Source organism: Arthrobacter crystallopoietes BAB-32, from assembly GCF_000328305.2.
GTDB lineage: Bacteria > Actinomycetota > Actinomycetes > Actinomycetales > Micrococcaceae > Crystallibacter > Crystallibacter crystallopoietes_A.
In genome coordinates this window covers 1-26,543 of the sequence record NZ_ANPE02000084.1, presented here as the reverse complement: position 1 = coordinate 26,543, position 26,543 = coordinate 1, and the positions used below count along the sequence as shown (strand labels likewise).

At 64.2% G+C, this 26,543-nt stretch carries 25 protein-coding genes and 2 pseudogenes; 22 read left to right on the top strand and 5 right to left on the bottom strand.

What is annotated here, in order from left to right; genetic code table 11:
* Positions 1–16 precede the first annotated feature (16 nt).
* Positions 17–1,207, bottom strand: a complete 1,191-nt coding sequence (locus D477_RS05635; RefSeq protein ID WP_005267940.1) for a heparan-alpha-glucosaminide N-acetyltransferase domain-containing protein — start codon at positions 1,205–1,207, stop codon at positions 17–19.
* Between the two features lie 122 nt (positions 1,208–1,329).
* Between D477_RS05635 and dapA the strand changes: the two genes are divergently transcribed.
* From dapA to D477_RS05605, 6 genes are all read left to right on the top strand, one after another.
* A complete protein-coding gene (dapA, locus tag D477_RS05630; RefSeq protein ID WP_005267939.1) occupies positions 1,330–2,241 on the top strand; it encodes a 4-hydroxy-tetrahydrodipicolinate synthase in 912 nt (303 codons plus the stop codon).
* An 8-nt stretch (positions 2,242–2,249) separates the two neighbouring features.
* Positions 2,250–3,941, top strand: coding sequence for a ribonuclease J (locus tag D477_RS05625; protein WP_005267938.1), 1,692 nt, complete (start codon positions 2,250–2,252; stop codon positions 3,939–3,941).
* Positions 3,942–4,029: 88 nt separating this feature from the next.
* Positions 4,030–6,876, top strand: coding sequence for a DNA translocase FtsK (locus D477_RS05620; protein WP_005267937.1), 2,847 nt, complete (start codon positions 4,030–4,032; stop codon positions 6,874–6,876).
* A gap of 23 nt (positions 6,877–6,899) precedes the next feature.
* Positions 6,900–7,490, top strand: a complete 591-nt coding sequence (gene pgsA, locus D477_RS05615) for a CDP-diacylglycerol--glycerol-3-phosphate 3-phosphatidyltransferase (RefSeq protein ID WP_005267936.1) — start codon at positions 6,900–6,902, stop codon at positions 7,488–7,490.
* Positions 7,491–7,492: 2 nt separating this feature from the next.
* Positions 7,493–7,987 carry a CinA family protein gene (locus tag D477_RS05610; protein WP_005267935.1) on the top strand — a complete coding sequence of 165 codons (495 nt, stop codon included), beginning with the start codon at positions 7,493–7,495 and terminating at the stop codon, positions 7,985–7,987.
* 151 nt (positions 7,988–8,138) lie between these two features.
* Positions 8,139–8,579 carry a helix-turn-helix domain-containing protein gene (locus D477_RS05605; protein ID WP_005267934.1) on the top strand — a complete coding sequence of 147 codons (441 nt, stop codon included), beginning with the start codon at positions 8,139–8,141 and terminating at the stop codon, positions 8,577–8,579.
* A 53-nt stretch (positions 8,580–8,632) separates the two neighbouring features.
* Here the strand turns inward: D477_RS05605 and D477_RS05600 are convergent, their stop codons facing one another.
* Entirely contained in the window at positions 8,633–9,127 is a 495-nt protein-coding gene (locus D477_RS05600; RefSeq protein WP_005267933.1) for a MarR family winged helix-turn-helix transcriptional regulator, read from the bottom strand.
* Positions 9,128–9,187: 60 nt separating this feature from the next.
* Here D477_RS05600 and D477_RS05595 point away from each other — a divergent pair, with 60 nt between their 5' ends.
* The 6 genes from D477_RS05595 (at position 9,188) to dapF (ending at position 14,718) form a co-directional block, all read left to right on the top strand.
* Positions 9,188–9,409, top strand: a complete 222-nt coding sequence (locus D477_RS05595) for a DUF3046 domain-containing protein (protein WP_043845807.1) — start codon at positions 9,188–9,190, stop codon at positions 9,407–9,409.
* Positions 9,410–9,613: 204 nt separating this feature from the next.
* Positions 9,614–10,663: a recombinase RecA gene (gene recA / locus D477_RS05590; protein ID WP_005267931.1), complete on the top strand. Its 1,050-nt coding sequence runs from the start codon at positions 9,614–9,616 to the stop codon at positions 10,661–10,663.
* A 101-nt stretch (positions 10,664–10,764) separates the two neighbouring features.
* Entirely contained in the window at positions 10,765–11,238 is a 474-nt protein-coding gene (locus D477_RS05585) for a regulatory protein RecX (RefSeq protein ID WP_043845816.1), read from the top strand.
* 93 nt (positions 11,239–11,331) lie between these two features.
* Complete coding sequence (gene miaB, locus D477_RS05580) at positions 11,332–12,855, top strand: tRNA (N6-isopentenyl adenosine(37)-C2)-methylthiotransferase MiaB (protein ID WP_043845804.1); 1,524 nt, start codon at positions 11,332–11,334, stop codon at positions 12,853–12,855.
* A 10-nt stretch (positions 12,856–12,865) separates the two neighbouring features.
* Positions 12,866–13,789 carry a tRNA (adenosine(37)-N6)-dimethylallyltransferase MiaA gene (gene miaA, locus D477_RS05575; protein ID WP_005267928.1) on the top strand — a complete coding sequence of 308 codons (924 nt, stop codon included), beginning with the start codon at positions 12,866–12,868 and terminating at the stop codon, positions 13,787–13,789.
* Positions 13,786–14,718 carry a diaminopimelate epimerase gene (gene dapF / locus D477_RS05570; RefSeq protein ID WP_005267927.1) on the top strand — a complete coding sequence of 311 codons (933 nt, stop codon included), beginning with the start codon at positions 13,786–13,788 and terminating at the stop codon, positions 14,716–14,718. Before miaA ends, dapF begins: the two co-directional genes overlap by 4 nt.
* Here the strand turns inward: dapF and D477_RS05565 are convergent.
* A pseudogene (locus D477_RS05565) lies at positions 14,708–15,327 on the bottom strand (class I SAM-dependent methyltransferase). The gene dapF and the pseudogene D477_RS05565 overlap by 11 nt on opposite strands.
* A 412-nt stretch (positions 15,328–15,739) precedes the next feature.
* On the opposite strand from D477_RS05565, the gene hflX reads away from it, so the two are divergent.
* Together hflX and D477_RS05555 are read left to right on the top strand one after the other, a co-directional pair.
* Entirely contained in the window at positions 15,740–17,290 is a 1,551-nt protein-coding gene (gene hflX, locus D477_RS05560; RefSeq protein ID WP_005267926.1) for a GTPase HflX, read from the top strand.
* A pseudogene (locus D477_RS05555) lies at positions 17,268–19,294 on the top strand (ATP-dependent DNA helicase). The gene hflX and the pseudogene D477_RS05555 overlap by 23 nt, the downstream one beginning before the upstream one ends.
* An 11-nt stretch (positions 19,295–19,305) precedes the next feature.
* On the opposite strand, the gene lexA reads toward D477_RS05555, so the two are convergent.
* Entirely contained in the window at positions 19,306–20,067 is a 762-nt protein-coding gene (gene lexA, locus D477_RS05550) for a transcriptional repressor LexA (RefSeq protein WP_005267925.1), read from the bottom strand.
* A gap of 259 nt (positions 20,068–20,326) precedes the next feature.
* Between lexA and D477_RS05545 the strand changes: the two genes are divergently transcribed.
* The 7 genes from D477_RS05545 (at position 20,327) to D477_RS05520 (ending at position 24,991) form a co-directional block, all read left to right on the top strand.
* Complete coding sequence (locus tag D477_RS05545) at positions 20,327–20,677, top strand: LysM peptidoglycan-binding domain-containing protein (protein WP_005267924.1); 351 nt, start codon at positions 20,327–20,329, stop codon at positions 20,675–20,677.
* 71 nt (positions 20,678–20,748) lie between these two features.
* A complete protein-coding gene (locus D477_RS05540) occupies positions 20,749–21,843 on the top strand; it encodes a histidinol-phosphate transaminase (RefSeq protein WP_005267923.1) in 1,095 nt (364 codons plus the stop codon).
* 75 nt (positions 21,844–21,918) lie between these two features.
* Positions 21,919–22,539 carry an imidazoleglycerol-phosphate dehydratase HisB gene (hisB, locus tag D477_RS05535; protein ID WP_005267922.1) on the top strand — a complete coding sequence of 207 codons (621 nt, stop codon included), beginning with the start codon at positions 21,919–21,921 and terminating at the stop codon, positions 22,537–22,539.
* A gap of 2 nt (positions 22,540–22,541) precedes the next feature.
* Entirely contained in the window at positions 22,542–23,177 is a 636-nt protein-coding gene (gene hisH, locus D477_RS05530; RefSeq protein WP_005267921.1) for an imidazole glycerol phosphate synthase subunit HisH, read from the top strand.
* 5 nt (positions 23,178–23,182) lie between these two features.
* The gene (locus D477_RS22590) at positions 23,183–23,344 is read left to right on the top strand and encodes a hypothetical protein (protein ID WP_005267920.1); all 162 of its coding nucleotides are present in this window, start codon (positions 23,183–23,185) and stop codon (positions 23,342–23,344) included.
* A 36-nt stretch (positions 23,345–23,380) separates the two neighbouring features.
* Entirely contained in the window at positions 23,381–24,124 is a 744-nt protein-coding gene (gene priA, locus D477_RS05525; protein ID WP_005267919.1) for a bifunctional 1-(5-phosphoribosyl)-5-((5-phosphoribosylamino)methylideneamino)imidazole-4-carboxamide isomerase/phosphoribosylanthranilate isomerase PriA, read from the top strand.
* A gap of 3 nt (positions 24,125–24,127) precedes the next feature.
* A complete protein-coding gene (locus tag D477_RS05520) occupies positions 24,128–24,991 on the top strand; it encodes an SseB family protein (RefSeq protein WP_005267918.1) in 864 nt (287 codons plus the stop codon).
* Positions 24,992–25,067: 76 nt separating this feature from the next.
* Here D477_RS05520 and D477_RS05515 read toward each other — a convergent pair whose 3' ends face one another.
* Positions 25,068–25,487, bottom strand: coding sequence for a DUF1844 domain-containing protein (locus tag D477_RS05515; protein WP_005267917.1), 420 nt, complete (start codon positions 25,485–25,487; stop codon positions 25,068–25,070).
* Between the two features lie 343 nt (positions 25,488–25,830).
* Here D477_RS05515 and infC point away from each other — a divergent pair.
* On the top strand, positions 25,831–26,543 hold a 713-nt coding region (gene infC, locus D477_RS05510), incomplete at its 3' end, for a translation initiation factor IF-3 (RefSeq protein ID WP_043845802.1).

Genomic DNA, 26,543 nt, shown 5'->3' with positions numbered 1-26,543 from the left:
GGCGGCCGCCGGATCCCTAGTTGTACTGGCGGTTGCCGCGCAGCGACTCCCGGGCCAGCCGGGACGCCGTCGAGGTGACCAGCTCCAGCGGGCCCCGGACCGAGAGCACGCTCAAGGCAGTCCCGACCGACAATGCGATGATGACCTGGCCCCAATAGAGCACGTTGTCGGAAGGTGCGGCGGCACCGTCCGGCATGATGCTCATGACCCACACGTGCGCGGAGTAGAGCGACAGCGTCATGGCGCCGGCGCCGGAGAGCGGCAGCAGCAGCTTCGACCAGTGGCTGGTCAGCAGCAGGCAGACGGCGATCACCACGGCGGAGGTGCCGCAGGTGTGCAGCAGGTCGAAGGTGGTCCCCGAGTGCGGTCCGGCAACGCCGAGCCACCACCAGGAATCGTTCATCGACACCCAGCTCAGGTTGACCTGGTAGATGAGCCCGAAGTCGGGCCGCTGTGCCGCAGCAGTGGAGGCCAGCCCTGCCAGTCCGCCGAGCTGCACCATGATGACGGCGGACGCTGCCTTGCCCAGCGCCGCGGCCCCGAGCCCGCCCGCCAGCAGCCACAGCTGCACCACGGTCCGCCGAAGGTCCAGCCGTCCAATGAGCAGCCCGACGAGGATGTAGCCGAGCCACTGCAGCGCCGGGTAGAAACCGGTGGCGATCAGGTCCGCCAGCAGGGTCGCCGGAATGAAGAAATCCAGCGGATTCGGGTTGTGGCCCAGCTGGGCCGGGTCCAGCCAGGCCTCCAGCCCGCCGCGCAGCAGGTACGCGGCCACGGGGGAGAGCAGCAGCCAGCCGGCCGCCCACGCAGCCAGCACCGGCAGCCGCAACTGCAGGAACGGCAAGGCGCACCAGAACAGCACGGCGTAGTGCACCAGGATCACGGCGATGTTGGTCTCCAGCGTGCCGAGCATCAGGCCGACCAGCGCAATCAGGGCCGCACGGACAGCGATGCCCCCGCGGTCCGCCGTCAGGAAGCGTCCGGTATGCGGTTTGTTGCCGCCCGAGAGCAGGGCCAGGCCCACACCGGCCAGGACAGCGAACAGGGCGGAGGAACGGCCGGACAGCACCAGGCCGGTGAAATTCGGTTCGGGATCTGCCCCTTGGGTCCACAGCGGGTAGATGTGGGTTGCCATCATGCCCAGCAGCGCCAGGCCGCGCGCCGCATCAATGCCGGCGAGCCGTCGGCCGGTCTGCGTGGATGCCATGCTCCGATATTCTCACAGCACCTGTGCGCTCTGGTGGCCGCGGTGGTTTGAGGCGGCTTCGTGACGCGAAACTCCCCGTGGCCGTTGCTTCAAACGCAGGCCCACGCGGTAACGTTTCCTGTATGTCTGAGTCCATCTCCCGCGATTACACCTTCGGCACCCTCGTGACCGCGATGGTCACCCCCTTCACGGAGGACGGTGAGGTGGACTACCAGAAGGCAGCCGAACTGGCAGAAAAACTGGTCGACGACGGCTGCGACGGCCTCGTAGTCACCGGTACCACCGGGGAAACTTCGACCCTCACGGACGAAGAGAACCTGGGCATGTTCAAGACGGTGCAGGAAGCCGTCGGCGGCCGTGCCAAGGTCATCGCCGGTTCCACCACCAATGACACCCGCCACTCCATCCGGCTCTCCCGCCAGGCGGCGGACCTTGGGGTCGACGGGCTGCTGGTCACCACGCCGTACTACAACAAACCGAGCCAGGCGGGTGTGCGCGCCCACATCGAAGCGGTTGCCGATGCCACCGACCTGCCCGTGATGGTCTACGACATTCCGGGCCGTGCCGGCATCCCGATCGAAACCGAGACCCTGTTCCGCCTCGCCGAACATCCGCGCATCGTCGCGCTGAAGGACGCCAAGGCCGACTACCAGGAAACCACCCGCGTCCTGGCGAACACGGACCTTGATGTCTACTCCGGCGACGACGGCCTGACCCTGCCGCTGATGGCGGCCGGCGCCGTCGGCGTGGTGTCGGTGACCGCGCATGTGGCGACCGTCCAGTACCGCTCGCTGGTTGACGCGATGCTGGCGGGCGATCTGGCCACGGCCCGCCGCCTGCACTTCGAGCTGGACCCGGTCCAGCGCGCCGTGATGTCGCACATCCAGGGTGCCGTCGCGGCCAAACTGATCCTCAAGTGGCAGTCTGTGCTGCCCAACTCGGTGGTCCGCCTGCCGCTGGTAGAGCCGTCCGACGCCGAGATCGCACCGATCCGCGCCGACCTCAAAGAGGCTGGCTGGAACCTGGAGGCCTGAACAACAGCATGAGCGAATCCACAATTTCACAGTTGATTACACCGCCGCCGCTTGCTGACGGCACCCTGCGGATTGTGCCGCTGGGCGGTCTGGGGGAGATCGGGCGGAACATGGCTGTGTTCGAAATCGACTCGAAACTGCTGATTGTGGATTGCGGCGTCCTGTTCCCGGAAGAGCACCAGCCGGGCGTCGACCTGATCCTGCCCGACTTTTCCTACATCGAGGACAGGCTCGACGACGTCGTCGGCGTGGTGCTCACGCACGGCCACGAGGACCATATCGGCGCCGTGCCCTACCTGCTGCGGATGCGTGAAGACCTGCCCCTGATCGGCTCCCAGCTGACCCTGGCCCTGGTCGAAGCCAAGCTCGCCGAGCACCGGATCAAGCCGTACACGCTGACCGTCACCGAAGGCCAGATCGAGCAGCTGGGCCCCTTCGAGTGCGAATTCGTGGCCGTCAACCACTCCATTCCCGATGCCCTCGCGGTCTTCATCAGGACGGCCGCCGGCAATGTGCTGCATACCGGTGACTTCAAGATGGACCAGCTGCCGCTGGACGGACGCATCACGGACCTGCGCGCCTTCGCCCGGCTGGGCGAAGAAGGCGTGGACCTGTTCATGGCGGACTCCACCAACGCCGACATCCCCGGTTTCACCACGGCGGAGAAGGAGATCGGTCCCGTGCTGGAACGGCTCTTCGGCCAGGTCCAGAAGCGGATCATCGTGGCGTCCTTCTCCTCGCATGTGCACCGGGTGCAGCAGGTGCTCGACGCCGCAGCCGCCCACGGCCGGCATGTGGCCTTTGTGGGGCGCTCGATGGTGCGGAACATGGCGATTGCCGCGAAGCTGGGGTACCTGAATGTGCCCGAGGGCATCCTGGTGGACCTGAAGAACGTCGAGGACTTCCCGGACGACCGGATCGTCCTGATGTCCACCGGATCGCAGGGCGAGCCGATGGCGGCCCTGTCCCGGATGGCCAACGGCGACCACCGGATCCAGGTCGGCGCGGGGGACACCGTGATCCTGGCGTCCTCGCTGATTCCGGGCAACGAGAACGCCGTCTTCCGCGTCATCAACGGGCTGCTCAAACTGGGCGCCGACGTGATCCACAAGGGCAACGCCAAGGTCCATGTCTCCGGCCATGCCGCCGCCGGGGAACTGCTGTACTGCTACAACATCCTCAAGCCGCGCAATGCCATGCCCGTCCACGGCGAGACCCGGCATTTGATCGCCAACGGCAAGCTGGCCGAAGCCACCGGCATCCCGGCGGAGAACGTGCTGCTCGGGGACGACGGCACGGTGGTGGACCTGGTCGGCGGCAAGGCGCGCATCGTCGGCCAGGTCGAGTGCGGCTTCGTGTACGTGGACGGCTCGAGCATCGGCGAGATCACCGATGCCGACCTCAAAGACCGCCGGATCCTGGGCGAGGAAGGCTTCATCTCCGTGATCTGCGTCGTGAACCGCAGCACCGGCAAGATCGTGTCCGGTCCCGAGATCCACGCGCGCGGGTTCGCGGAGGACGACGCGGTGTTCGACAACATCAAGCCGAAAATCATCGCCTCGCTCGAAGAAGCGGTGGTGAACAACAAGGAGCACACCACGTACCAGCTCCAGCAGGTCGTACGGCGGGTCATCGGCAGCTGGGTCAACAAGCGGCACCGGCGCCGGCCGATGATCGTGCCCGTCGTGCTCGAGGCCTGAACCCGCCGGCCGTGATCCGGCTGACACCCACACCGCACGGGTAAGTCAATCCCTCTCCGGAGCGGCCGCGGCAGGTAGTCTTTCCGGTATGGCGACTCGTACTTCCCCTGCCAAAAAAGGCAACCAGCAGTCGCGCGGTAAGAACACAGGCAGTGCTGCGCGCTCATCATCGGGGCGCTCCAACGCCAAGACCAAGGCGCTGGACCTGCCGGCCGAAGAAACACTGCCGCTCCCGCTGCGGATGGTCCGCGGCGCCTGGATGGGCATCGCCCACCTGGCGGCGGCTGGCGTGCGCAAGCTCGGCCCGGATGTCCACCCGGAGAAGGAGCTGCGCCGGGACGGCACCGGGTTCTTCATGCTGCTGATCGCAGTGGTGATCGCCGCGGTCGAATGGTGGGCGCTCAGCGGCGGTTTCGCCGACGTGGTCCACGCGGTCTTCGGCGGAACCTTCGGCTGGATGGCCTTGCTGCTGCCGGTGTTCCTGCTGGTCTTTGCCGTGCGCCTGATGCGCAGCCCGGAGGACGTCGCCGGCAACAACCGCATCGCCATCGGCCTGGCCATCATGACTTTCTCGGGCACCGGACTTGCCCACGTCATCGGCGGGCAGCCCGGATTGGCGGACGGCCTCGACGCGCTGTGGGCCGCCGGCGGCATGGTGGGCTTCCTGATTTCGTCACCGCTCGCCACGATCACCCCGTGGCTGGCCATCGCGGTCTATTCGCTGCTGGCCTTCGTCAGCCTCCTGATCGTCACGGCAACCCCGTTCCGGCACATTCCGGCACGGCTGCGTGCCGTCTACGAAAAGCTCATGGGCCAGGACCTGGCCGAGCGTCCGGCCGCTTCGAACGAACACGACCAGAGCTACCTGTACGGCGACGAGTCGGAGACGCCCAAGCCAAAGAAGCCGCGCAAGCGCCTGTTCGGGCGCGGCAAGCAGACCGCGGAGGAAGAGGATTACGACGACGTCGAGGGCTTCTTCGGCGATGAGGCGTTCGAAACCCCGGTCATCGATGCCGAGCCGCCCACTGAACCGGTCGCCTCGGTCCAGCAGGCTCCCAAGGTGCCGCCGGGCGTCCGCCGGCCGACCCAGTCGGAGCTGGCCGCAGAAAAGCTCAAGCGGGAACAGGGGCTGATGCCCGAAGGCGCCACCGAAGCCCTGCCCGTGCTCCCGCAGGCCCCTGCCGTCCCGCCGGTGCCGTCGAACCCCGTGCAACCGCAGCCGCCCGCCACCCCGATTCCGCAGCGCACCGAGCAGCTGCAGCTCTCCGGCGACGTGACCTACACCCTGCCGCCGTCGGACTTCCTGCCCCCGGGACCGCCGTCGAAGGAACGCTCCGAAGCGAATGACGCCGTCGTCAATGCCCTGACCGAAACCCTTGACCAGTTCAAGGTGGACGCGAAGGTGACCGGCTTCTCGCGCGGCCCGACGGTCACGCGTTACGAGATCGAGCTGGCTCCGGGCACCAAGGTGGAGCGCGTGACGGCGCTGTCGAAGAACATCTCCTACGCCGTCGCCAGCTCGGATGTGCGTATTCTGAGCCCGATCCCGGGCAAGTCGGCGATCGGTATCGAGATCCCCAACACGGACCGCGAAACGGTCTCGCTGGGCGATGTGCTGCGCTCGAACAACGCCCGGAAGACGGACCACCCGATGGTCATGGGCGTCGGCAAAGACGTCGAAGGCGGCTTCGTCGTGGCCAACCTGGCCAAGATGCCGCACATGCTGGTTGCCGGTGCCACCGGTGCCGGTAAGTCGTCGTTTGTGAACTCGATGATCACCTCGATCCTGATGCGCTCGACGCCGGACGAGGTGCGCATGGTCATGGTGGATCCGAAGCGGGTGGAATTGACCGCCTACGAGGGCGTGCCGCACCTGATCACCCCGATCATCACCAACCCGAAGAAGGCGGCGGAGGCGCTGCAGTGGGTGGTTCGCGAGATGGACACCCGCTACGACGACCTGGCCAACTTCGGCTTCAAGCACATCGACGATTTCAACAAGGCGGTGCGCAACGGCAAGGTAATCCCGCCCGAGGGCTCGCAGCGGGTCGTCAAGCCGTATCCGTACCTCCTGGTGATTGTGGACGAGCTGGCGGACCTGATGATGGTTGCTCCGCGCGACGTCGAAGACTCGATCGTGCGCATCACGCAGCTGGCGCGCGCCGCCGGCATCCACCTGGTCCTGGCAACCCAGCGGCCGTCGGTGGACGTGGTGACCGGCCTGATCAAGGCCAACGTGCCCTCGCGCATGGCCTTCGCGACGTCCTCCGTGACGGACTCGCGCGTCGTGCTGGACCAGCCGGGCGCCGAGAAGCTGATCGGCCAGGGCGACGCGCTCTTCCTGCCGATGGGCGCCTCCAAGCCGATGCGTGTCCAGGGCGCCTGGGTGTCGGAATCGGAGATCCACAAGGTCGTCGAGCACGTCAAGAACCAGCTGCAGGCCGACTACCGCGAGGACGTGGCGGTCGAGGCGCCCAAAAAGCAGATCGACGACGACATCGGGGACGATCTCGATGTGCTGCTGCAGGCAACCGAGCTGGTCGTCACCACGCAGTTCGGTTCGACCTCGATGCTGCAGCGGAAGCTGCGCGTCGGTTTCGCCAAGGCCGGCCGGCTGATGGACCTGCTCGAATCCCGCGGCGTGGTGGGCCCGTCCGAAGGCTCCAAGGCCCGCGACGTGCTGGTCAAGCCGGACGACCTGGCGGCCACCTTGGCGGCCATCCGCGGTGACGAGCCGCCCGCGGGTGCGCCGTCCGGCGGTGGCGCGGACCCCATGACGGCCGCACTGGCGGACAATGCCAACGTCAACCACGGCTTCGACGGGCCACGGGACCTCGTGGCGGAGGACCTGGATTCCCGCCCCCAGGCAGTGGACTATTACGACGACGACGAGGACTCGGGTTCCGAAGACGCCTGGAGCCTCACCGGGCGGTAGTCCTGGTTCGGTAGTGTGGGGACGTGACTGATTCGCCTGCCAGCCCGGTGCCCACTCTGAACATCGCCAATGTCCTGACCGCGATCCGCATCGTCCTGGTACCGTTCTTCATCTGGTTCCTGCTGGCAGACAATGGCGACCATGGCCTCCTGCGCTGGCTCGCCGTCGTCGTTTTTGCCGTAGCGATCTACACGGACAAGCTGGACGGGGACCTGGCCCGCAGCCGGGGACTGATCACGAACTTCGGCAAGATCGCCGATCCGATCGCTGACAAGCTGCTGATCGGCTCGGCGCTGATTCTGCTGTCGGTTCTCGGTGAGCTGCCGTGGTGGATCACCGTCGTTATCCTGGTGCGGGAGCTCGGCATCACGCTGCTGCGCTTCGTGGTGATCCGTTACGGGGTCATGCCGGCCTCGCGCGGCGGCAAGCTCAAGACTGTGCTGCAAACGTTCGCCATCTTCCTCTACCTACTGCCGCTCGGCACATGGCTCGGGGAGTGGGCCGCCTTCGCAGCGTTCATCGTGATGCTGCTGGCCGTGGCCGTGACCGTGGTGACCGGTGTGGACTACCTGGTGAAGGCCATGCGGCTGCGTGCCGCTGACGGAAGGAACTGAGGATGGAACAGCAGAATCTCCCGCAGCAAGTCATTCTTGCCGCAGTGGCCAAGGGGTTGACAGTCGCCACGGCGGAATCGCTCACCGCCGGCATGGTCTCCGCCGCCCTGGCCACGGTCCCGGGCGCGTCCGGCGCTCTCCAAGGCGGTGTCGTCTCCTATCAGAACAAGGTCAAGTCCTCCCTGCTCGGCGTGGACGAAGCTCTCATGGATCGCAACGGTTCAGTGGACGCGGACGTGGCCCGCCAGATGGCTGAAGGCGCCCGGCGCGCCCTCGCCGCCGACATCGCCGTCGCCACCACGGGAGCGGCAGGACCTGAACCGCACGGTGGCAAAGCCGTTGGAACGGTGTATGTCGGCGTCGCCACGGCCGCCGGTTCCAAGGCGGCGGAGTTCTCCTTCAGCGGGGATCGGGCCGAGATCCGGCAGCAGGCGTGCCAGGCTGCCTTGGCTGAATTGCTCCATGCTGTCGATGACGCTTCTGCCGGTGCCCCTTGAGTCCAGCAGCATCAACGGCATGAAGAGCCACCGGGAACAAATTAATCTTCCGGATAGTTATGAACTGTGCCAGCAACTTTCGAGGTTGTTGGCCTAAGCTTTAGAAAACGCGGGGGAAACCCGTGTACACAGAGGGAGTAAGGCGATACAAATGGTCAAGCAGCCCGTGTCCGTGAACGGGGTTGTCCGTTGGCGTGATGTGGGTTTGTCCGACGAAACGCAACGGGAAATGAAGGAGCGCAAAATGGTAGTGCTACGCCACGAGATCGGTGACGTCCTCCGTGACGTGCGCCAGCGGCAGGGCCGTACCCTGCGCGAAGTTTCACACAGCGCCCGTGTTTCCCTCGGTTACCTGAGTGAAGTCGAACGCGGCCAGAAGGAGGCCTCCTCGGAGCTTTTGTCCTCCATCTGTTCGGCACTCGATGTCCCGTTGTCCCTGATGCTGCGTGAGGTCAGCGACCGCGTGGCGGATGCGGAAGGCGTCATCATTCCGGACACCGTGCCGCAGGAACTCTCCCGTGAGTTCGTTGCCGAAATCCCGGATGAGCTGCCCGAGGACCTGAGCCGGGGGTTGGCCTCCGCACGGTCCTGACAGACCTGAACCCAGAAGCCGGGTACCCCGCAGGTACCCGGCTTCTGCCTGTCCTAGGAGTGCCCTGTGGCCGGAGGGGATTCGTTCCTGTAGGAGCGGTTCAACCGGTCGAGCAGTCCTGCCAGGGCGTTCAGGTCGGCCACGGGCCAGTCATCGAGGCGCGCGATGAAGGCCGATTTGCGAGCGGCCTGCGCAGACTCGAGTTTCCGCATGCCCAGTTCGGTCAGCGTGATGGACTGTGCGCGCCCGTCGGACGGGTCCGTTTGCTTTTGCACGAGGCCCAGCTGCTCCAACATAGCTACTTGCCGGCTGACGGATGGTTTGCCTACGCCGATATTGGCGGCCAGGTCCGTCAAACGCATGGATTCTTCCCGCTGGAGCACCGTCAGTAGGCCATAGGCTGCAGGCTCCATATCGGGGTGGACTTCGCGGGCCACGCGGTGCGAATTGGCGCGGGCCCGCCGCCAGAGCGTGCTCAGCTGTTGCTCCAAGGAGTCAATAGCGGCTTCAAAGCCGTCGTTTTGCGGCGGAGAATCCTGTCCGGTCATGAGGACATTGTAGTGAGCAGCTGCGCAGACGGCGCCCTTCGGGCATGAGAAGATGTGAACGTGCGGTTGAGTGATTTCTGGCGGCTGATGGACGAGGAGTTCGGCTCCAACTACTCTCGGGTTCTGGCTGCCGATTTAGTGCTGACATCGCTCGGCGGGCGTACCGCCGCTGAGGCCCTCGCGGCCGGCATTCCGCCGAAAGCTGTATGGCTTGAAGTCTGCGAGATGCAGGAGGTGCCCGCCGAGCGACGGTTGGGACGCGACATCAAGCCCTCGCGCTAGGACGACACGACCGGCTAAATTCGCAGATGTGTTCGAATGTTCCTTACGGGGCAGTTATGCTCCTACACAGAGCCGGGAACCGTGGTCCCTTGAATGACTTCTCCACAGCTGCACTCGCACTGCGAATTCTGTCGGAGCGGGAGGCTACGGTCGAAGTGAGCAAAGAACAAGGCCCGCAGGGGCCATAAGAAACCGAGGTGAACAATGGCCGCAGCAGCTGACCGTGAAAAGGCGCTGGAAGCAGCACTCGCACAGATCGACAAGCAGTTCGGCAAGGGATCGGTGATGCGGCTCGGGGACGAGACGCGCGCCCCGATCGAGACTATTTCCACCAGTTCCATTGCCCTCGATGTGGCGCTGGGCATCGGCGGCCTGCCCCGCGGGCGCGTTGTCGAGATCTACGGCCCGGAGTCCTCTGGTAAGACAACGGTTGCCCTGCACGCCGTAGCCAATGCCCAGCGCAACGGCGGCATCGCGGCCTTCATCGATGCCGAACACGCGCTCGACCCGGAATATGCCAAGAAGCTCGGTGTGGACACGGATGCGTTGCTGGTGTCCCAGCCGGATACCGGCGAGCAGGCACTGGAAATCATGGACATGCTCGTGGGCTCCGGCTCGCTCGACATTGTCGTCATCGACTCCGTGGCCGCGCTCGTGCCGCGCGCCGAAATCGAAGGCGAAATGGGTGACAGCCACGTTGGCCTGCAGGCCCGGCTGATGAGCCAGGCTCTGCGAAAAATCACCGGACGCCTGAGCCAGAGCAAGACCACTGCCATCTTTATCAACCAGCTCCGTGAGAAGATCGGCGTGTTTTTTGGCAGCCCGGAAACGACCACGGGCGGCAAGGCCCTGAAATTCTATGCCTCTGTGCGCATTGACGTGCGCAGGATCGAGACCCTCAAAGAGGGTGCCAACCCGGTTGGCAACCGTACCCGCGCCAAAATCGTCAAGAACAAGATGGCCCCGCCGTTCAAGCAGGCCGAGTTCGACATCCTGTACGGCCAGGGAATTTCGCGCGAAGGCGGGCTGATCGACATGGGCGTCGAACACTCCCTCGTCAAGAAGTCAGGAGCCTGGTTCACCTACGACGGTGACCAGCTTGGACAGGGCAAGGAGAATGCCCGGAAGTTCCTGAAGGACAACCCGGATCTGGCGGACGAGCTGGAGCGCAAGATCCGGCAGAAACTCGGCATCGACAAGACCGAGGAAGAGGCCGTCGAAGAGCCCAAGCTCAAGGCCGTGGACGGTTTCTGATTTTTGTGGCTGGCCGTAGCAGCCGGGGCGCAGGGGCACCCAGCCCCGGCTCTCCGGCAGATCAGACGCCGGAAGCCGACCCGCATGAAGTTGCCCGGTCCATCGTTCTCCGGCAATTGACACTCGGACCGCGCAGCAGAAAACAACTGGCGGATAAGCTGTCGGAACGGAACGTGCCGGCAGAGGTCGCTGCTGCCGTCCTGGACCGCTTCGAGGAAGTCCATCTGGTCGATGACGCCGAGTTCGCCCGAATGTGGGTGCGCAGCCGCTTCCAATCAAGATCGTTGGCCCGTGGCGCCTTGAAACGTGAGCTGGCGGATAAGGGGATCACTGCCGAACTGGCAGATGAAGCGCTCGAGCAAGTCAGCCCGGAAAACGAGGCGGCAAGCGCCAGGGACCTTGTGCGGAGGAAGATCCGGCCCGACTGGGACTTGGCGGATCGGCAGACGAGGGACAAGCACGTGCGGCGCCTGGCCTCGATGCTGGCGCGCAAGGGCTACCCGCCCTCTTTGGCTTTTCGGATAGTGACCGAAGAACTCCACGCCGGCGACGGGGACTGGGAACCAACGGTGTAGCCGGGGTAGATGATGGATGCCGGGCCGTGGCACCGGGGAACAGTCGTCCGCGTCGATTGTGGGACGCTGCCGGGAAGGTCTTACCCTTAAGAAGTGAGCGTGACCATCCCTGCCCCCGATCCGACAGCAACCCAAGCCTCCCCGCGTACCTACCAGGTGCGCACGTTCGGTTGCCAAATGAACGTACACGATTCCGAGCGCCTGGCCGGGCTGCTGGAAAATGCCGGGCTGGTCGAAGCGCAAGAAGGGCAAGCCGACGTCGTCGTCTTCAATACGTGCGCGGTACGGGAGAACGCTGACAACAAGCTGTACGGCAATCTGGGTCAGTTGGCGCCGGTCAAAGAACGCCATCCGGGTATGCAAATCGCTGTCGGCGGTTGCCTGGCCCAGAAGGACCGGGAGACCATCCTGCAGAAGGCCCCGTGGGTCGACGTCGTATTCGGCACCCATAACGTGGGGTCGCTGCCGGCACTGCTCGAGCGTGCCCGCCACAACAACGAAGCGCAACTGGAAATCCTCGAGTCACTGGATGTTTTCCCCTCCACGCTCCCGACCAAACGGGATGCCGTGTATTCGGGTTGGGTGTCCATCTCCGTCGGCTGCAACAACACCTGTACCTTCTGCATCGTGCCGTCCCTGCGAGGCAAGGAACGCGACCGGCGGCCGGGAGACATTCTGTCCGAAGTTCAGGCCCTGGTCGATGACGGCGCCATTGAGGTAACGCTGTTAGGCCAGAACGTGAATTCCTATGGGGTGGAATTCGGCGACCGAGGGGCCTTCGCCAAGCTGCTTCGGGCCTGCGGCAGCATTGAAGGCCTTGAGCGTGTGCGCTTTACCAGCCCTCATCCAGCCGCCTTTACGGACGACGTCATCGATGCGATGGCTGAAACACCGAATGTCATGCCGCAGCTGCACATGCCCCTGCAGTCGGGCTCGGATAAGGTGCTGAAGGACATGCGCCGGTCGTACCGGTCCAAGAAGTTCCTCGGCATCCTGGACAAAGTCCGCGAACGGATCCCGCATGCCGCCATCTCGACCGACATCATTGTGGGCTTCCCCGGTGAAACCGAGGAAGATTTCCAGGCGACTTTGGACGTCGTCGAACAAGCGCGTTTTGCGACCGCCTTCACCTTCCAGTACTCGAAGCGGCCCGGCACCCCAGCTGCCGAGCTCCCGGACCAGTTGCCCAAGTCCGTAGTGCAGGAGCGGTACGAACGCCTGATTGCCCTGCAGGACCGCATAGCGGCCGAGGAAAATGCCAAGCAGGTCGGCACCGAAGTTGAAGTACTCGTCACTGCGCAGCAGGGACGCAAGGCGAGTGAAACGCACCGCCTCTCCGGCAGGTCCCGGGACCAGCGGCTGGTCCACTTCTCCGTGCCGGAAGGTGCGGCAGTACCGCGTCCCGGCGACCTTGTGACGGTCACGGTTACCGAAGCGGCTCCCTTCCACCTCATAGCTGACCCGCAGCCCGCTGAATACTCTGTGCGTCGCTCCCGGGCCGGGGACGCCTGGGACCGTTCGCAGGCGGAGTCCTGCGGCATTCCCTCTTCAGGCTCGGCGCCGGGAGGCGCCAAGGCGGTTTCCCTCGGTATGCCCTCGCTGCCTGTGCGCGGCTGAGAGCTGTCGCATGGTGACTGCACCAGCGGCCGCGCCGGCCGTGATTGCTGTTGTGGGCCCTACCGGATCAGGCAAATCCGATCTTGCCGTTGCGTTGGCGCAACGGCTGGATGCGGAAGTGGTCAATGCCGACGCGATGCAGTTCTACCGCGGGATGGACATCGGCACCGCCAAGATGACGTTTGAGGAACGGCAGGGGATCCCGCACCACCTGCTGGACATCCTCGATGTGCGTGAGGAAGCCAGTGTGTCCGCGTTCCAGCTGCAGGCGCGCCAGGTGATCGCGGACATCCACAGCCGGGGCAAAAGGGCCATTCTCGCCGGCGGCTCTGGGCTGTATATCAGGGCCGCGCTTGACGTTATTGAATTCCCGGGGACGGAACCGAGGCTACGGGCCAGGCTCGAGGAAGAACTGGCCACCGAAGGATTCGACGCTCTTCGCCGGCGCCTGGCGGATGTTGATCCAGTGTCTGCCGGGCGGCTGGGAGATGCCCGGCGCGTCGTTCGCGCGCTCGAAGTCCACGAGTTGACCGGACGGCCCTTCAGCTCCTTCATGCCGGAACGCCAGTACTGGCAGCCGGCCGTGCAGCTCGGTCTGGATGTCCATCGGGAGGAATTAAAGGGACGGTTGGCCTTGAGAGTACACCGCATGGTGGAACAGGGCTTGCTTGAGGAAGTCCGGCAGCTGGATCTGCACGGCCTGCGGGAGGGCAGGACAGCGTCCAAAGCCTTGGGCTACTCGCAGTTCCTCCGGGTCTTGGACGCCGCGTGGACCGTGGAAGAAGCAGCCGAAGATACCATCACCGCCACGCGGAAGTTCGCCCGGCGCCAGCTCACATGGTTCCGTGCCGACCCGCGCATCCAGTGGCTCGGATGGCAGGAGCCGAAGCTCGTGGAGAAAGCGCTTGCCCGGATCGATAAGCTGGGACAGTGACCGACTCTTCTTCCGCCGTCCTGCATTCCCTGACCGGCCTTGCCTTCTCCAAGGGCCACGGCACCGGCAATGACTTCGTCCTGCTCGCTGATCCGGACGACGGGAATCCGATCAACTCTGCAGCCGTCGCTGTGCTTTGCGACCGGCATCAAGGCATCGGCGGTGACGGACTCATTCGCGCCGTCCGTTCCGAGCATCTTCCGGAAGGCCGGGAACTACTGGCACTGGCACCGGAAGCGGAATGGTTCATGGACTACCGCAACGGCGACGGTTCGGTATCGGAGATGTGCGGCAACGGTGTCCGGGTCTTCGTGCATTTCCTGATCGCGCAGGGACTGGTCGAACTCGCCGAGGGACAGTCATTGGTGATCGGCACCCGCGCCGGCATCAAGGTCATCACCCGTTCCGACGACGGCTACGCGGTCGATATGGGACCGTGGGAATTCATCTACCCCGACCAGGCCGCAGCCAAGGCCACAGACTCCGTCGTTAACGTGGCGGGCCTTGAAGTACCCCGCCCAGCGCTGAGCATCAGTATGGGGAATCCTCATACCGTCGTCGCATTGGCGGAGCTTTCCGAGCTCTCGGCCGCCAGGCTGCATGATGCGCCCGAGGTTGAGCCCAGACCCGTCAACGGCACGAACGTCGAGTTCGTGGTCCCGGCCGAACCTCTGGTCCACAAGGGATCCGGGCACATCACAATGCGTGTCCACGAACGCGGCGTGGGAGAAACCCAGTCTTGCGGAACAGGGGCCTGCGCCGCCGCGGCGGCGATCCGCTACTGGGCAGGTCAGGGCGCCCCTGATGACTGGCAAGTTAATGTTCCCGGCGGCATCGTCAATGTCAGGTTCTTTCCCGGGCCGGACGGGCGCGAACACGTACAGCTCAGCGGACCGGCCACTCTCGTGGCCAGCGGAGTCATTGTTTAGCAGGGCTGCGGTGGATCCGCAGGATCCTGAAGGCCTTGGAAGTGCTTTCGCGGCTCACCGTAAACTCCGATGGCAATTCGTTGGCCAACCAGCGCTGCAAAGAGTCGGAGCCAAGATTTTTCTGCACTACCAGCCACGCATTCCCTCCGGTGGCCAGCCGTGGCAGCCACAGAATCAGGAGACTGTGGAGTTCGCTCTTGCCGATCCGGATCGGTGGATTAGACCAGATGGTATCGAAACGCAGTTCCGGATCGACCTCTTCCGGCAGGCAGGCATGCACGTTGGAAAGACCAAGTTGCCGCGCGTTGTCATTGGTCAACGCAATGCAGCGGGCATTGACGTCCACTGCTGTCACCGCGGCGCCGGGTGACTTGAGCCCCAGTGTCAGCGCGAGGGGCCCCAGCCGCAGCCGATATCCAGGAGATTCCCCTCCGCGGGCGGAGGCGGAACGTCGGCCAGCAGTACCGCGGTACCCTTGTCGATCCCGTCGGGACTGAAAATGCCGTTGGACGTCGTCAATGTCCGAAGCTGGCCGTCAAGCTCTACGGTCAGCGGCTTGCGTACCTCCGGCTTGCCTGGTTCGGCGCTGAAGTAGTGATCGGTGGCCATAATGCGCCAGACTAGTGCGCTTGCAGCAGAAAGTGTATCTAGGCGTACCTAAGCCCCGGGCGGAGCCTGTTATGCTGGACGGCATGACAAACAAGTGACCGCGGTGGATACTGCCGGTTCCCGGCCCGCACAGCACCTCCGTTCCGTAGAGCCCGGCTCCGGGGCGGGTGGTTCCGACCACCGCCAGATGACCTGTCATTTTCCGATCTTCCCCCTGCGCTGCACGCCGTATCGTCTAGCTGACGTCCAGCCATGAACCACTGTGTTGTCCAGACGCCCGGTGTGTCGCCCCAGGGAGAGCTGCTTGCAAGTCCAGGAGCCCCTCTTGACCCTTCATCGACAACCTGGTCCAAACGACCCCCGGGGCGTAGCAGAGGACTACCATAGATCTACAGACCTTCCAAAGGAGAGCATGACCAACAACAGCGCCGGCCAGCCGGCAGAGGAACCGAAACTGACACCGGAGGAAATCCAGGCCGTCATAGACCGGATCCTGGCCAAGGACACAGCGGCCCGATCGAAGACGGGCAGCGGCGTCCGGGGCAAGGCGCAGGCCATCTCGACCTTGGATGAGGAACACTCAGAGTACGACGGCGAGCAACAGGACCTCGAGGAACGGCGTGCCCTTCGGCGCGTGGCAGGCCTATCGACGGAACTTGAAGACGTCACCGAGGTCGAATACCGCCAGCTGCGGCTGGAACGCGTCGTGCTGGCCGGTCTGTGGACCGAGGGCACGGCTGAGGACGCCGAAAATTCGCTGCGGGAGCTGGCGGCCCTGGCGGAGACTGCCGGTTCCGAAGTGCTGGACGGCGTCGTTCAGCGCCGGCTGAAGCCGGACCCCGGAACCTTCCTGGGTTCAGGCAAGGCGCAGGAGCTGCGGGACATCGTCATGTCGACCGGAGCCGACACAGTGATCGTCGACAGCGAGCTGTCCCCGTCGCAGCGGCGTGGGCTCGAGGACATCGTCAAGGTCAAGGTTATCGACCGAACGGCGCTGATCCTCGACATCTTCGCGCAGCACGCCAAGAGCCGTGAAGGCAAGGCACAGGTCGAACTTGCCCAGCTGGAGTACCTGCTGCCCCGCCTGCGTGGCTGGGGTGAAAGCATGTCCCGTCAGGCCGGTGGCCGTGTCGGTGCTGCGGGCGGAGGAATCGGGTCGCGCGGCCCCGGCGAGACGAAGATCGAGCTTGACCGCCGGCGGATCCGCACCCGGATGGCGAAACTGCGTCGCGAGATCACCGGAATGAAGCCCGCCCGGGAAACGAAGCGGGCCAACCGCAAGCGCCATGCGGTTCCGTCGGTCGCCATCGTGGGATATACGAATGCCGGGAAATCGTCCCTGTTGAACCGGCTAACGAATGCCGGCGTACTGGTGGAGAACGCTCTGTTCGCCACGCTCGATCCGACCGTGCGTAAAGCGGAAACGGCGGACGGGCTGGGCTACACACTGGCTGATACCGTCGGGTTTGTCCGCTCGCTGCCAACGCAGCTGGTTGAGGCATTCCGGTCCACGCTCGAGGAAGCAGCGGATGCGGACCTGCTCCTGCACGTCGTGGACGCCTCGCACCCAGATCCGGAAGGACAGATTGCCGCGGTCCGCGAAGTCCTCGCCGAAGTGGATGCCCGCAAGATTCCCGAGATCGTCGTGCTCAACAAAGCAGACGCAGCGGATCCGTTCACTATCGAGCGGCTGCGGCGGCGTGAGCCGCGGCATGTCGTCGTCTCGGCACGAACCGGGCAAGGCATCCCCGAACTGCTTCAGGCGATCAGCGGCGGCATTCCGCGTCCAACGGTGAAATTGGAACTGTTGATTCCGTATGACCGAGGCGATGTGGTCAGCCGTTTGCACAGCCCGGATGCCGAAATCCTGGCGATGCATCATGGGGAAGAGGGTACCGAGCTGGAAGTCATGGTTCGTGAAGGGCTGGCGGCCGAACTGGATGCCTTTGTCCGGCGTGGCTGAGGCATCGGAGCAACAGCAGGAGGCCCTGCGGCTGCTGGACGTAGCAGTACAGGCCATGGGCGGGCAGAACCGCCCGGGCCAGCACGACATGGCCGGCAAAGTCGACAGGGCCTTCCGCCGGCGGGAGCACCTGCTGGTCCAGGCCGGAACGGGGACCGGCAAGTCCCTGGCCTACCTCATTCCCCTGATTGTCCATGCCCTTGAGAGTGACAAGCCGGCGATAGTGGCCACCGCAACGCTGGCTCTGCAATCCCAGATCGTCAAGCGCGACCTTCCCCGGTTGCTGGACGCCATCGCGGAGGAGCTGCCTCGTCCAGTGGACGCTGCGCTGCTCAAGGGGCGTAACAACTATCTCTGCCTGCATAAGCTTGGAGGCGGATTCCCGGCCGACGAAGCTCCGGAAGCGCTGTTCAGCCTGGGGGAGGAGTCCGTACCGCATCCGGCGCCGGCACCGACTTCTGCCTTGGGCCAGGAAATCGTGCGCCTCAGGTCCTGGGCAGAAGAGACCGAAACTGGTGACCGGGACGAAATCGTCCCCGGCGTCAGCGACAGGGCGTGGAGGCAGGTCTCCGTTAGCGCGATGGAATGCCTGGGGTCGCAGAAATGCCCGTTGGCAGCGGAGTGCTTCAGCGAGCGTGCCCGGCTGCGCGCAGCAGAGGCAGACGTAGTCATCACGAACCATGCCATGCTGGCGATCAATGCGTTTGAAGGGCTCGCTGTCCTGCCCGACTATGACTTCGTCGTCATCGACGAGGCACACGAACTGCAGGACCGTGTCACCAGCGCGGTGGCAGGCCAGCTCTCCACGGCCATGATCACCGCTGCAGCGTCCAGTGCGCGCAAGCATACTGGTATCAGCGTAGATGCACTTACGGCCGCTTCCAGGAGTTTTGAATCGGCCTTCGAAGGGGCGCCGACGGGTCTCCTGGCGTCCGGGCTTCGGCCTGAGCAGGAACTTGCTTTGAGCCAACTGCGGGAAGCAGCACGATCAGCGGTATCCGATTCCAAACCGGATTCATCCAGTGCATCGGACGGCGGGCGCCAAATGGCCCGATCACGGCTTGTGGCGATTCTGGAACTGTGCGACAGAATGCTTTCGTCGCCTCACTCGCGAGAAGTGCTGTGGATCACGCGACCCGCCAACTTCATAGCGGGTGTCGGGTATGGACCGGCCGACGATACGCTGCCTCCGACGGTGAACATCGCGCCACTAAGCGTTGCGTCCAAGCTCCGCGAGGGGCTCTTCGACGGACACACAGTCGTGCTGACCTCCGCGACGCTGGCCATCGGCAGAGCGTTCGATGCTGTGGCCGGGTCGCTCGGACTGTTGGGTGACGGCGCCCGGCGTTCACGACCGCAGATGTGGGCAGCCCGTTCAACTACCCCAAGCAGGGCGTGCTCTACGTGGCGGCCGACCTGCCCAAGCCTGCAAGAGGCACCAGTCCGGAACAGTTGGATGAGCTGGAAGCCTTGCTAAGGGCCTCGGGCGGTGGGGCTCTGGGACTCTTCTCATCGCGACGTGCCGCTGAGGAAGCGGCGGCTGAGATGCGCAGTCGGCTGCCCCTCGAGATTCTTTGTCAGGGGGAGTCTTCGATGGCGGCATTGGTCAAGCAGTTCTCCGCTGAACCAAATACCTGCCTGTTCGGAACCATGACACTGTGGCAGGGCGTCGATGTACCGGGCGAAGCCTGCCGGCTGGTGATTATTGACCGGATCCCGTTTCCACGTCCGGATGATCCGCTGATGACAGCCCGTACCCGGGCGGTCTCGCAGTCAGGGGGCAACGGCTTCATGGCGGTTTCTGCAACCCATGCCGCGATTCGGCTTGCTCAGGGCGCCGGCCGACTTATCCGCGCGGCCGGAGACAGGGGCATGGTGGCCGTGCTGGATTCCCGCTTGGCCAACGCCCGGTACGGTGGCTTCCTGAGGGCAGCGCTACCGCCGTTTTGGGCGACCAGGGACCGGTCGGTTGCCCTTCAGATCCTGCAGCGCATCGCCGGTTAACATCGGCGTCGCTACAGTGCCCGCATGACGGAAACGACCTTGCCCATGATTGTCGCGCTGTCTCCCAGGATCGGTTCGTACTGTGTGTTTTGGGGGAGCAGCCATGTGTGACCGTCCCGCTGCCTGAAAGTCTTGACGGTTGCCTCTTCATCAAGCAAAGCAGCAACTATGTCACCGTTGTTGGCGCTCGGTTGCCTGCGCACCACAACCCAGTCGCCGTCACAGATGGCAGCGTCGATCATGGAGTCGCCCGAGATCCGGAGCATGAAAAGTTCGCCGTGTCCCACCAATTGGCGGGGAAGCGGCATGACATCCTCAACGACCTGGTCGGCGAGGATCGGACCTCCTGCCGCAATCCGTCCCACCAATGGCACAATTGCCGTGTCCGACGCCGTGGCCAACTCAGACACTGAGAGCCCGCCTGCACTGCGCAGCTTTTCAGGTTCTGCCATGCCTTCGATTTCGACGGCACCCGCTTCGAGGGTCAGCGGTGTCAGGACCTCCATGGCTCTGGGGCGTTTCGGATCCCGGCGGATATAGCCAAGCTTCTCCAGTTGGGCCAGTTGGTGCGTCACGCTGGAGAGGCTCGCGAGGCCTACGGTATCTCCGATCTCCCGCATCGAGGGGGGATAGCCCTTGGCATTGATGGACCGCTGGATGCTCTCGAGGATCTTCTTCTGACGGGGAGTCAGGCTCTTCGGAGGCGAATCGGAGCGCTTGCGTCCGTTCCCAGTGCCGGTGGTTGCTGCAGTACCCGCAATCTTCCTTGACATGAGTAGGCCCCGGTTCTCCCTTCGGCCCTCCACGGTTCCGCGTGGACGACCGCTCCAATGTTGTCAGTGGCAGCTGCTGGACTCAACCATGGCTGCTATTGCTCCCAGCGTATGGCAGCACCAGAGCTATTTCAAACATTTATTCGATCGCGTCTCGACAAGATTCGATCGAAGGTGCTAGAACTGGATCAGAACGATTCGAACGTGAGTTCGAATCAATCCGACTGTCAATGGACACGGAACGCGGAAAGGTATTCGTATGTCTGCTCAACTCGCACCGCAGGCCCTTACCGGCGCAAACTTGCCGATCCGTCTCACTCGGCGCGGCAGGCTGGTGCTGATCGGCTTGCCCCTGATGCTCGGCGCAGCAGCACTTTTGACACTGATCGGCTTCTTTACGGCTCCTGCCTTGGCTGCGTCGGGAACAGCAGCCCCAGGACAAGCGGTGTCCGTTGCAGTCTCCCCTGGGCAGACCTTGTGGGACGTTGCGGTGCTGGCAGCGCCGGAGCGCCATCCCCAGGATGTGATAGCGGAGATCCAAGAGCTGAACGGACTGCCGGGCAGCATTATCCATGCTGGACAGCAGCTGTACATCCCTGTGGACAGGTAGGCCGCTGTAACAAGAGCCGCTCCGGCGGGCCCGATTCCTGCCCCGGGCCTGCCGGAGCTTAAGATCGTTGGGTGAATGACCAGCTGGAACGCTTGAACCGTTTGCCCCTGCGGGAGAATCTGCGAGGATTGCAGCCCTATGGCGCCCCGCAACTCGACGTTCCTGTTCTCCTGAACGTCAACGAGAATACGCATGGGCTGCCGCAGGAAGTCCGCTCCGCAATCGCCTCCCGCGTTGAGCAGGCGGTTGGCGGGCTGAACCGGTATCCAGACCGTGAGTTTACCGAACTGCGTGAAGCGCTCGCGACGTATCTCGGCCACGGTCTTGAGGCTGAAAACATCTGGGCTGCGAATGGATCCAACGAGGTGCTGCAACAGATTCTGCAGGCCTTCGGTGGTCCCGGACGCCGCCTACTGAGCTTCCCTCCGACCTACTCCATGTATCCGCTGCTGGCCAGCGGGACGGACACGGAGTATGTGCCGGTCCGGAGAGGCGCGGATTTCAATCTCGGTGCAGAGCAAGCAGCGAAGGCAGTGCGCGACACCGGCGCCAATATCGTCGTGCTTTGTTCGCCCAATAACCCGACCGGGACGGCACTGGGTCTGGACGTCGTCGAGGCAGTCTATGAAGCAGGCGAGGCCAAAGGGGCCATCGTCATTGTCGACGAAGCATACGCGGAGTTCGCCCACACCGGTACGCCCAGTGCACTGACATTGCTGCCCGGCAGGGAACGCCTGATTATTTCGAGGACGATGAGCAAGGCCTTCGCCCTCGCCGGGGCGCGCGTAGGCTACCTCGCTGCTGCACCGCAGATCGCGGATGCACTACGGCTGGTCCGGCTTCCGTACCATCTCTCGGCAGTAACGCAGGCGACCGCCCTGGCTGCTCTCGAACACGCAGAGGCGTTGCTGGCCAACGTCGAGGACATCAAGGCACAGCGGGATCGTATCGTCACCGAGTTGACGGCGATGGGTCTGCAACCTGCGGCGTCGGACTCGAACTTCGTTTTCTTCGGCGGACTGAAGGACCCGCATGGTGTCTGGCAAGGCTTGTTGGAAGCGGGGGTTCTGATTAGGGATGTTGGTATCCCCGGGCATCTGCGTGTCACGGCCGGGACCGAGGCAGAGACCACGGCCTTCCTGGACGGGCTCCGGAAACTGCTCTGATCGTATTCTTCTAGACTGGTAGGTGCGGGCTGTTCTATGAGAGCTCGCGCCGACCTCTTTTGCCAAAGGAATTCCATGACTGCGGATACCGCCACCTCTGTACGCACAGCACGCCTCGAACGCACCACCAGTGAGTCGTCGGTGCTGGTTGAGTTGAACCTGGATGGGACCGGACAGTCCGACATCAGCACAACTGTGCCGTTCTATGACCACATGTTGACGGCGCTGTCCAAGCACTCGCTGATTGACCTGACCGTGAAGGCATCCGGCGACACCCACATCGACGTGCACCATACAGTCGAAGACGTCGCCATCACCCTTGGGGAAGTCCTGAAGACCGCCCTCGGAAACAAGGCTGGTATCCGCAGGTTCGGTGAGGCCACCGTGCCCTTGGATGAGGCAATCGCGAACGCAGTCGTAGATGTCTCCGGTAGGCCGTACCTTGTCCACGATGGCGAACCAGCCGGCCAGGAGTACCACTTGATCGGCGGGCACTTCACTGGCTCGTTGACGCGCCATGTTTTCGAGGCCATCACACTGCACGCGCAGATCTGCCTCCACATGCGGGTTCTCGGCGGGCGGGATCCGCACCACATAGTCGAGGCGCAGTTCAAGGCTTTCGCACGCGCGCTGCGGGCTGCCGTCGAATCCGATCCGCGTGTCGACGGCATCCCCTCTACAAAGGGCGCGCTCTGACTATGGGCCGAAGAGTCACTGTCCTGGATTACGGATCCGGCAATATCCGATCGGCCGTCCGTGCTCTCGAGCATGTCGGGGCGGAAGTATCGCTGAGCCACGATTCCAAGGAAATCCTCGAAGCCGACGGCTTGGTGGTGCCGGGAGTCGGTGCCTTTGCCACCGTCATGGAGGGGCTGAAGGCCGTCGACGCCATTCGGTGGATCGGACGGCGTATCGCCGGTAGCAGGCCGGTGCTGGGCATATGCGTCGGGCTGCAGGTCATGTTCGAAGAAGGTGTTGAACACGGGGTCCGGACTCAGGGCATTGGTGAGTGGCCGGGTACGGTGGAGCGGCTTGCAGCCGAAGTCGTCCCGCACATGGGCTGGAATACAGTTCGCCCTCCGGAGGGCAGCGAACTGTTCTCCGGCATTGAGAACGAACGGTTCTACTTCGTGCATTCCTATGGCGTTCAGCACTGGAATTTCGACGTTAATGTGCCTGAGATGACTCCGCCCCAGGTCACTTGGGCCGATCACGGCGGGCCGTTCATTGCGGCGGTCGAGAACGGGCCGTTGAGCGCCACCCAGTTCCACCCGGAAAAATCCGGAGATGCGGGGGCGGCGCTGCTGCAAAACTGGCTCCGGACGCTGGGCTGAACCGGATGGGGAGCGTCCTGCTGATGGGCCTGGCCGGCTTGCTCGTGGGCGGTGCGATCGCCTTCCGCCGGCTGGAAGCGCCCAAGTGGCTGATTATAAGTTTCTGGTTCCTGGCTGCCATGGCCCTTGTGGCGGCCTACCTGCTGACCCTCGGCACGGCCGAGTAATTCCTTCGACAACCTTTAGAAAGCAGACCCTTTTCTATGACGACGCAAGAGACCCCGATCCTTGAACTGCTGCCCGCCGTGGACGTTGCCGACGGCCAGGCGGTGCGCCTCGTCCAAGGCGAGGCGGGCAGCGAGACAAGTTATGGGGATCCGCTAGATGCCGCTATGGTTTGGCAGAACGACGGCGCTGAATGGGTGCATCTGGTGGACCTCGATGCAGCGTTCGGCCGAGGTTCGAACATCGAACTCCTCCAGCGTGTGGTGAAAGAGCTATCCATCAAAGTGGAGCTGTCCGGCGGCATCCGGGATGACGCCTCGCTGGACCGCGCGCTGGAGCTGGGAGCGGCACGGGTCAATCTTGGGACTGCGGCCTTGGAAAATCCGGAATGGACCGCCAGGGCAATAGAACGCTACGGTGACGCCATCGCCGTCGGACTGGATGTCCGTGGAACAACGCTGGCGGCGCGTGGCTGGACGAAGGAGGGCGGTGACCTCTGGGATGTGCTGGCACGCTTGGAGGATGCAGGGTGCGCCCGCTACGTGGTGACCGACGTGACGAAGGACGGAACGCTCCAGGGCCCCAACCTCGAACTGCTCAAGGACGTCGCCGCCCGCACGGCAAAGCCCGTGGTGGCCTCCGGCGGTATTTCCAGCCTCGACGACATCGCCGCGCTGCGCAGCCTTGTCCCGCACGGCGTCGAGGGCGCGATCGTCGGCAAGGCTCTCTATGCCGGCAAGTTCACGCTCGCCCAGGCGCTTGATGTCGCCGGACGCCGCTGACCGTTGACGGAAAAGAGGGACCTTCCGGCCCATATTGCTGCGGCTCTGGCAGGCGCGGGCGGTCCGGCGGATTCGGCAGGCCAGCCTTGGAGCGGGCGTGACCTGAGCGGCCCGGGCAATCCGCTGCATAATTTCGACGCGGACGACGGCAGCGCCGATGCTGGTTACGTTGCCGCCATCAGCGCGTTGGCAGCCGGCCGCGGGGGAGAGGCAGGTGTTCTGCACTCGCTGGCTTCTGCCCGGGTGTTCGTGCCGATTGTTGCGCAGCTCGGCGAAGAGGCCGAAGGGGCTCATGGCGTCAAGGCCGACAAGCAAGCGGACATGGCGCTGGTAACGCTCAAGGCGCCGGACGGCCGCCGGGCCCTGCCGGTTTTCACTTCGTCGGCGGCTCTGGAGGCTTGGCATGCCGATGCCCGGCCCGTGGCCGTTTACGCGGCCCGTGCCGCGTTGTCCGCCGTGGCTGAGAAGGCAGATCTGCTGGTCGTGGACCCGGGCGCCGAGATAACTTTCGTAGTCCGGCGGCCGGGGGTATGGGCGCTTGCGCAACAGCGCGAATGGACGCCGTCATACGAGGATGCTTCATTGGCCGACTTCGTCGCCGAGGCAGCGGACGGCGAAACGGATATCGTCCGGATTGCCCTAGCCCCTGGCAGTGGAATCGCAGCCCGAACGGCTGCCGGCCAGGTTATTGCGGGCGGCGGAGCCGGACCCGAGCTATGCCTGATGCTCGCCGTGCGGGATGGTCTGGATCAAGCACAGCTGCAGGAGCTGGCGAAGCGCTTGCAGTCACGGCTGGCTGTCTCCAAGGACTTCGCTGAACGGGTGGATTCGCTGGAGATCCGATTTACCCGGAGTGCTGCCGAATAGGCCTGCGACACAAGGGCCAGACAAAAGAATCCGCCGGGGCGTTGCTCCGGCGGATTCTGTGTACTGGGGCGGTCCGTCAGTTGACGGGCCCGGTGAACTTCTCACCGGGCCCCTTGCCTGGGGCGTCGGGGATGGAGGATGCCTCCCGGAAGGCGAGCTGCAGTGAGCGGAGGCCGTCGCGTAGCGGCCCTGCATGCTGGCTGCCGATCTCCGGCGCGGCGGCGGTGACGAATCCAGCCAGGGCGGTGATCAACTTGCGAGCTTCGTCGAGGTCTTTGAGTTCTTCGGCATCCTCGCCGGCAGCCAGTCCACACTTGACCGCCGCCGCGCTCATCAAGTGGACGGCTGCTGTGGTGATGACTTCCACTGCTGGAACTTCTGCGATATCGCGCATCTGCGCAAGCGCTTCCTGCTCCTGGATTGCGGCGTCCGGCGCCGCCGTAAAGGAGTGGCGATGGCCGGCTTCGGGGGCAGGATTGTTATCTGAGGTGCTCATACTGGTAAGCTTGTCACAGACCAATTGAATCCTGTTATTTTCGTGCCTGAACGCACACCGGCTTGCCGGAGGGAATGACGGGTCAATCTGCAAGCGGAGTCCTCTCCCACCTGTCGGCGTGGAATGTCCACAGCTGCCGGGTTCCGGTCGGCGCGAATTCGCCCTTGAGGTGATTTTCTGTTGCACAGCCATGAGTGGCTGGGCTGAATGCCGGCGTCCGAGGCCTCCGATTGCGCACGCAATAGGGGGCCTTCTTCTGTTGCGGGGCGGTTACCGTGACCACAACAAACAGGAGCCACACATTAGCGAGCCACGAATCAATGATCGGATCCGCGTCCCCGAGGTGCGGTTGGTTGGTCCTGCCGGCGAGCAGGTCGGGATTGTCCGAATCGAGGACGCCCTGCGCTTGGCCGCCGAGTCGGATCTGGATCTCGTTGAGGTAGCACCGCAGGCCAAGCCTCCGGTTTGCAAGCTCATGGATTTTGGCAAGTACAAGTACGAAGCCGCCGTCAAGGCCCGTGAAGCCCGCAAGAACCAGACCAACACGGTTCTGAAGGAAATCCGGTTCCGGCTGAAGATCGACAAGCACGACTACGAGACCAAGCGGGGGCATGCCCTTCGTTTCCTCGGGGCCGGCGATAAGGTCAAGGCGATGATCCAGTTCCGTGGACGCGAACAGCAGCGTCCTGAAATGGGTATTCGGCTGCTCCAGAAGTTTGCCGATGACGTTGCGGAGGTGGGCGCCGTTGAGTCCAGCCCCCGCATCGATGGACGCAACATGGTCATGGTGATCGGGCCGTTGAAGAACAAGGCCGAGGCGAAGGCCGAAGCCCGCAGGGCGGCGCAGAAGGCCGATGCCAAGGCCGCGAATGAGGCTAAGAAGGAGCGTGTGGACGTTTCTTCGAACCAGGCCCCGATGACGCAGAGCCTCGGAGACCTGCTGCCTGAGGGACTGACGAAGGGCGCTTCCGAAGCGCCGGCAGCTGAAGCGCCGGCAGCCGCAGCGCCGGCAGCTGAAGCGCCGGCAGCYGAAGCGCCGACAGCCGCAGCGCCGGC

Coding starts and splice junctions, on each gene's coding strand:
- D477_RS05635 (WP_005267940.1), bottom strand. CDS start 1,207: ATGGCATCCACGCAGACCGGCCGACGGCTCGCCGGCATTGATGCGGCG.
- dapA (WP_005267939.1), top strand. CDS start 1,330: ATGTCTGAGTCCATCTCCCGCGATTACACCTTCGGCACCCTCGTGACC.
- D477_RS05625 (WP_005267938.1), top strand. CDS start 2,250: ATGAGCGAATCCACAATTTCACAGTTGATTACACCGCCGCCGCTTGCT.
- D477_RS05620 (WP_005267937.1), top strand. CDS start 4,030: ATGGCGACTCGTACTTCCCCTGCCAAAAAAGGCAACCAGCAGTCGCGC.
- D477_RS05610 (WP_005267935.1), top strand. CDS start 7,493: ATGGAACAGCAGAATCTCCCGCAGCAAGTCATTCTTGCCGCAGTGGCC.
- D477_RS05605 (WP_005267934.1), top strand. CDS start 8,139: ATGGTCAAGCAGCCCGTGTCCGTGAACGGGGTTGTCCGTTGGCGTGAT.
- D477_RS05600 (WP_005267933.1), bottom strand. CDS start 9,127: ATGACCGGACAGGATTCTCCGCCGCAAAACGACGGCTTTGAAGCCGCT.
- recA (WP_005267931.1), top strand. CDS start 9,614: ATGGCCGCAGCAGCTGACCGTGAAAAGGCGCTGGAAGCAGCACTCGCA.
- miaA (WP_005267928.1), top strand. CDS start 12,866: ATGGTGACTGCACCAGCGGCCGCGCCGGCCGTGATTGCTGTTGTGGGC.
- hflX (WP_005267926.1), top strand. CDS start 15,740: ATGACCAACAACAGCGCCGGCCAGCCGGCAGAGGAACCGAAACTGACA.
- lexA (WP_005267925.1), bottom strand. CDS start 20,067: ATGTCAAGGAAGATTGCGGGTACTGCAGCAACCACCGGCACTGGGAAC.
- D477_RS05545 (WP_005267924.1), top strand. CDS start 20,327: ATGTCTGCTCAACTCGCACCGCAGGCCCTTACCGGCGCAAACTTGCCG.
- hisB (WP_005267922.1), top strand. CDS start 21,919: ATGACTGCGGATACCGCCACCTCTGTACGCACAGCACGCCTCGAACGC.
- hisH (WP_005267921.1), top strand. CDS start 22,542: ATGGGCCGAAGAGTCACTGTCCTGGATTACGGATCCGGCAATATCCGA.
- D477_RS22590 (WP_005267920.1), top strand. CDS start 23,183: ATGGGGAGCGTCCTGCTGATGGGCCTGGCCGGCTTGCTCGTGGGCGGT.
- priA (WP_005267919.1), top strand. CDS start 23,381: ATGACGACGCAAGAGACCCCGATCCTTGAACTGCTGCCCGCCGTGGAC.
- D477_RS05515 (WP_005267917.1), bottom strand. CDS start 25,487: ATGAGCACCTCAGATAACAATCCTGCCCCCGAAGCCGGCCATCGCCAC.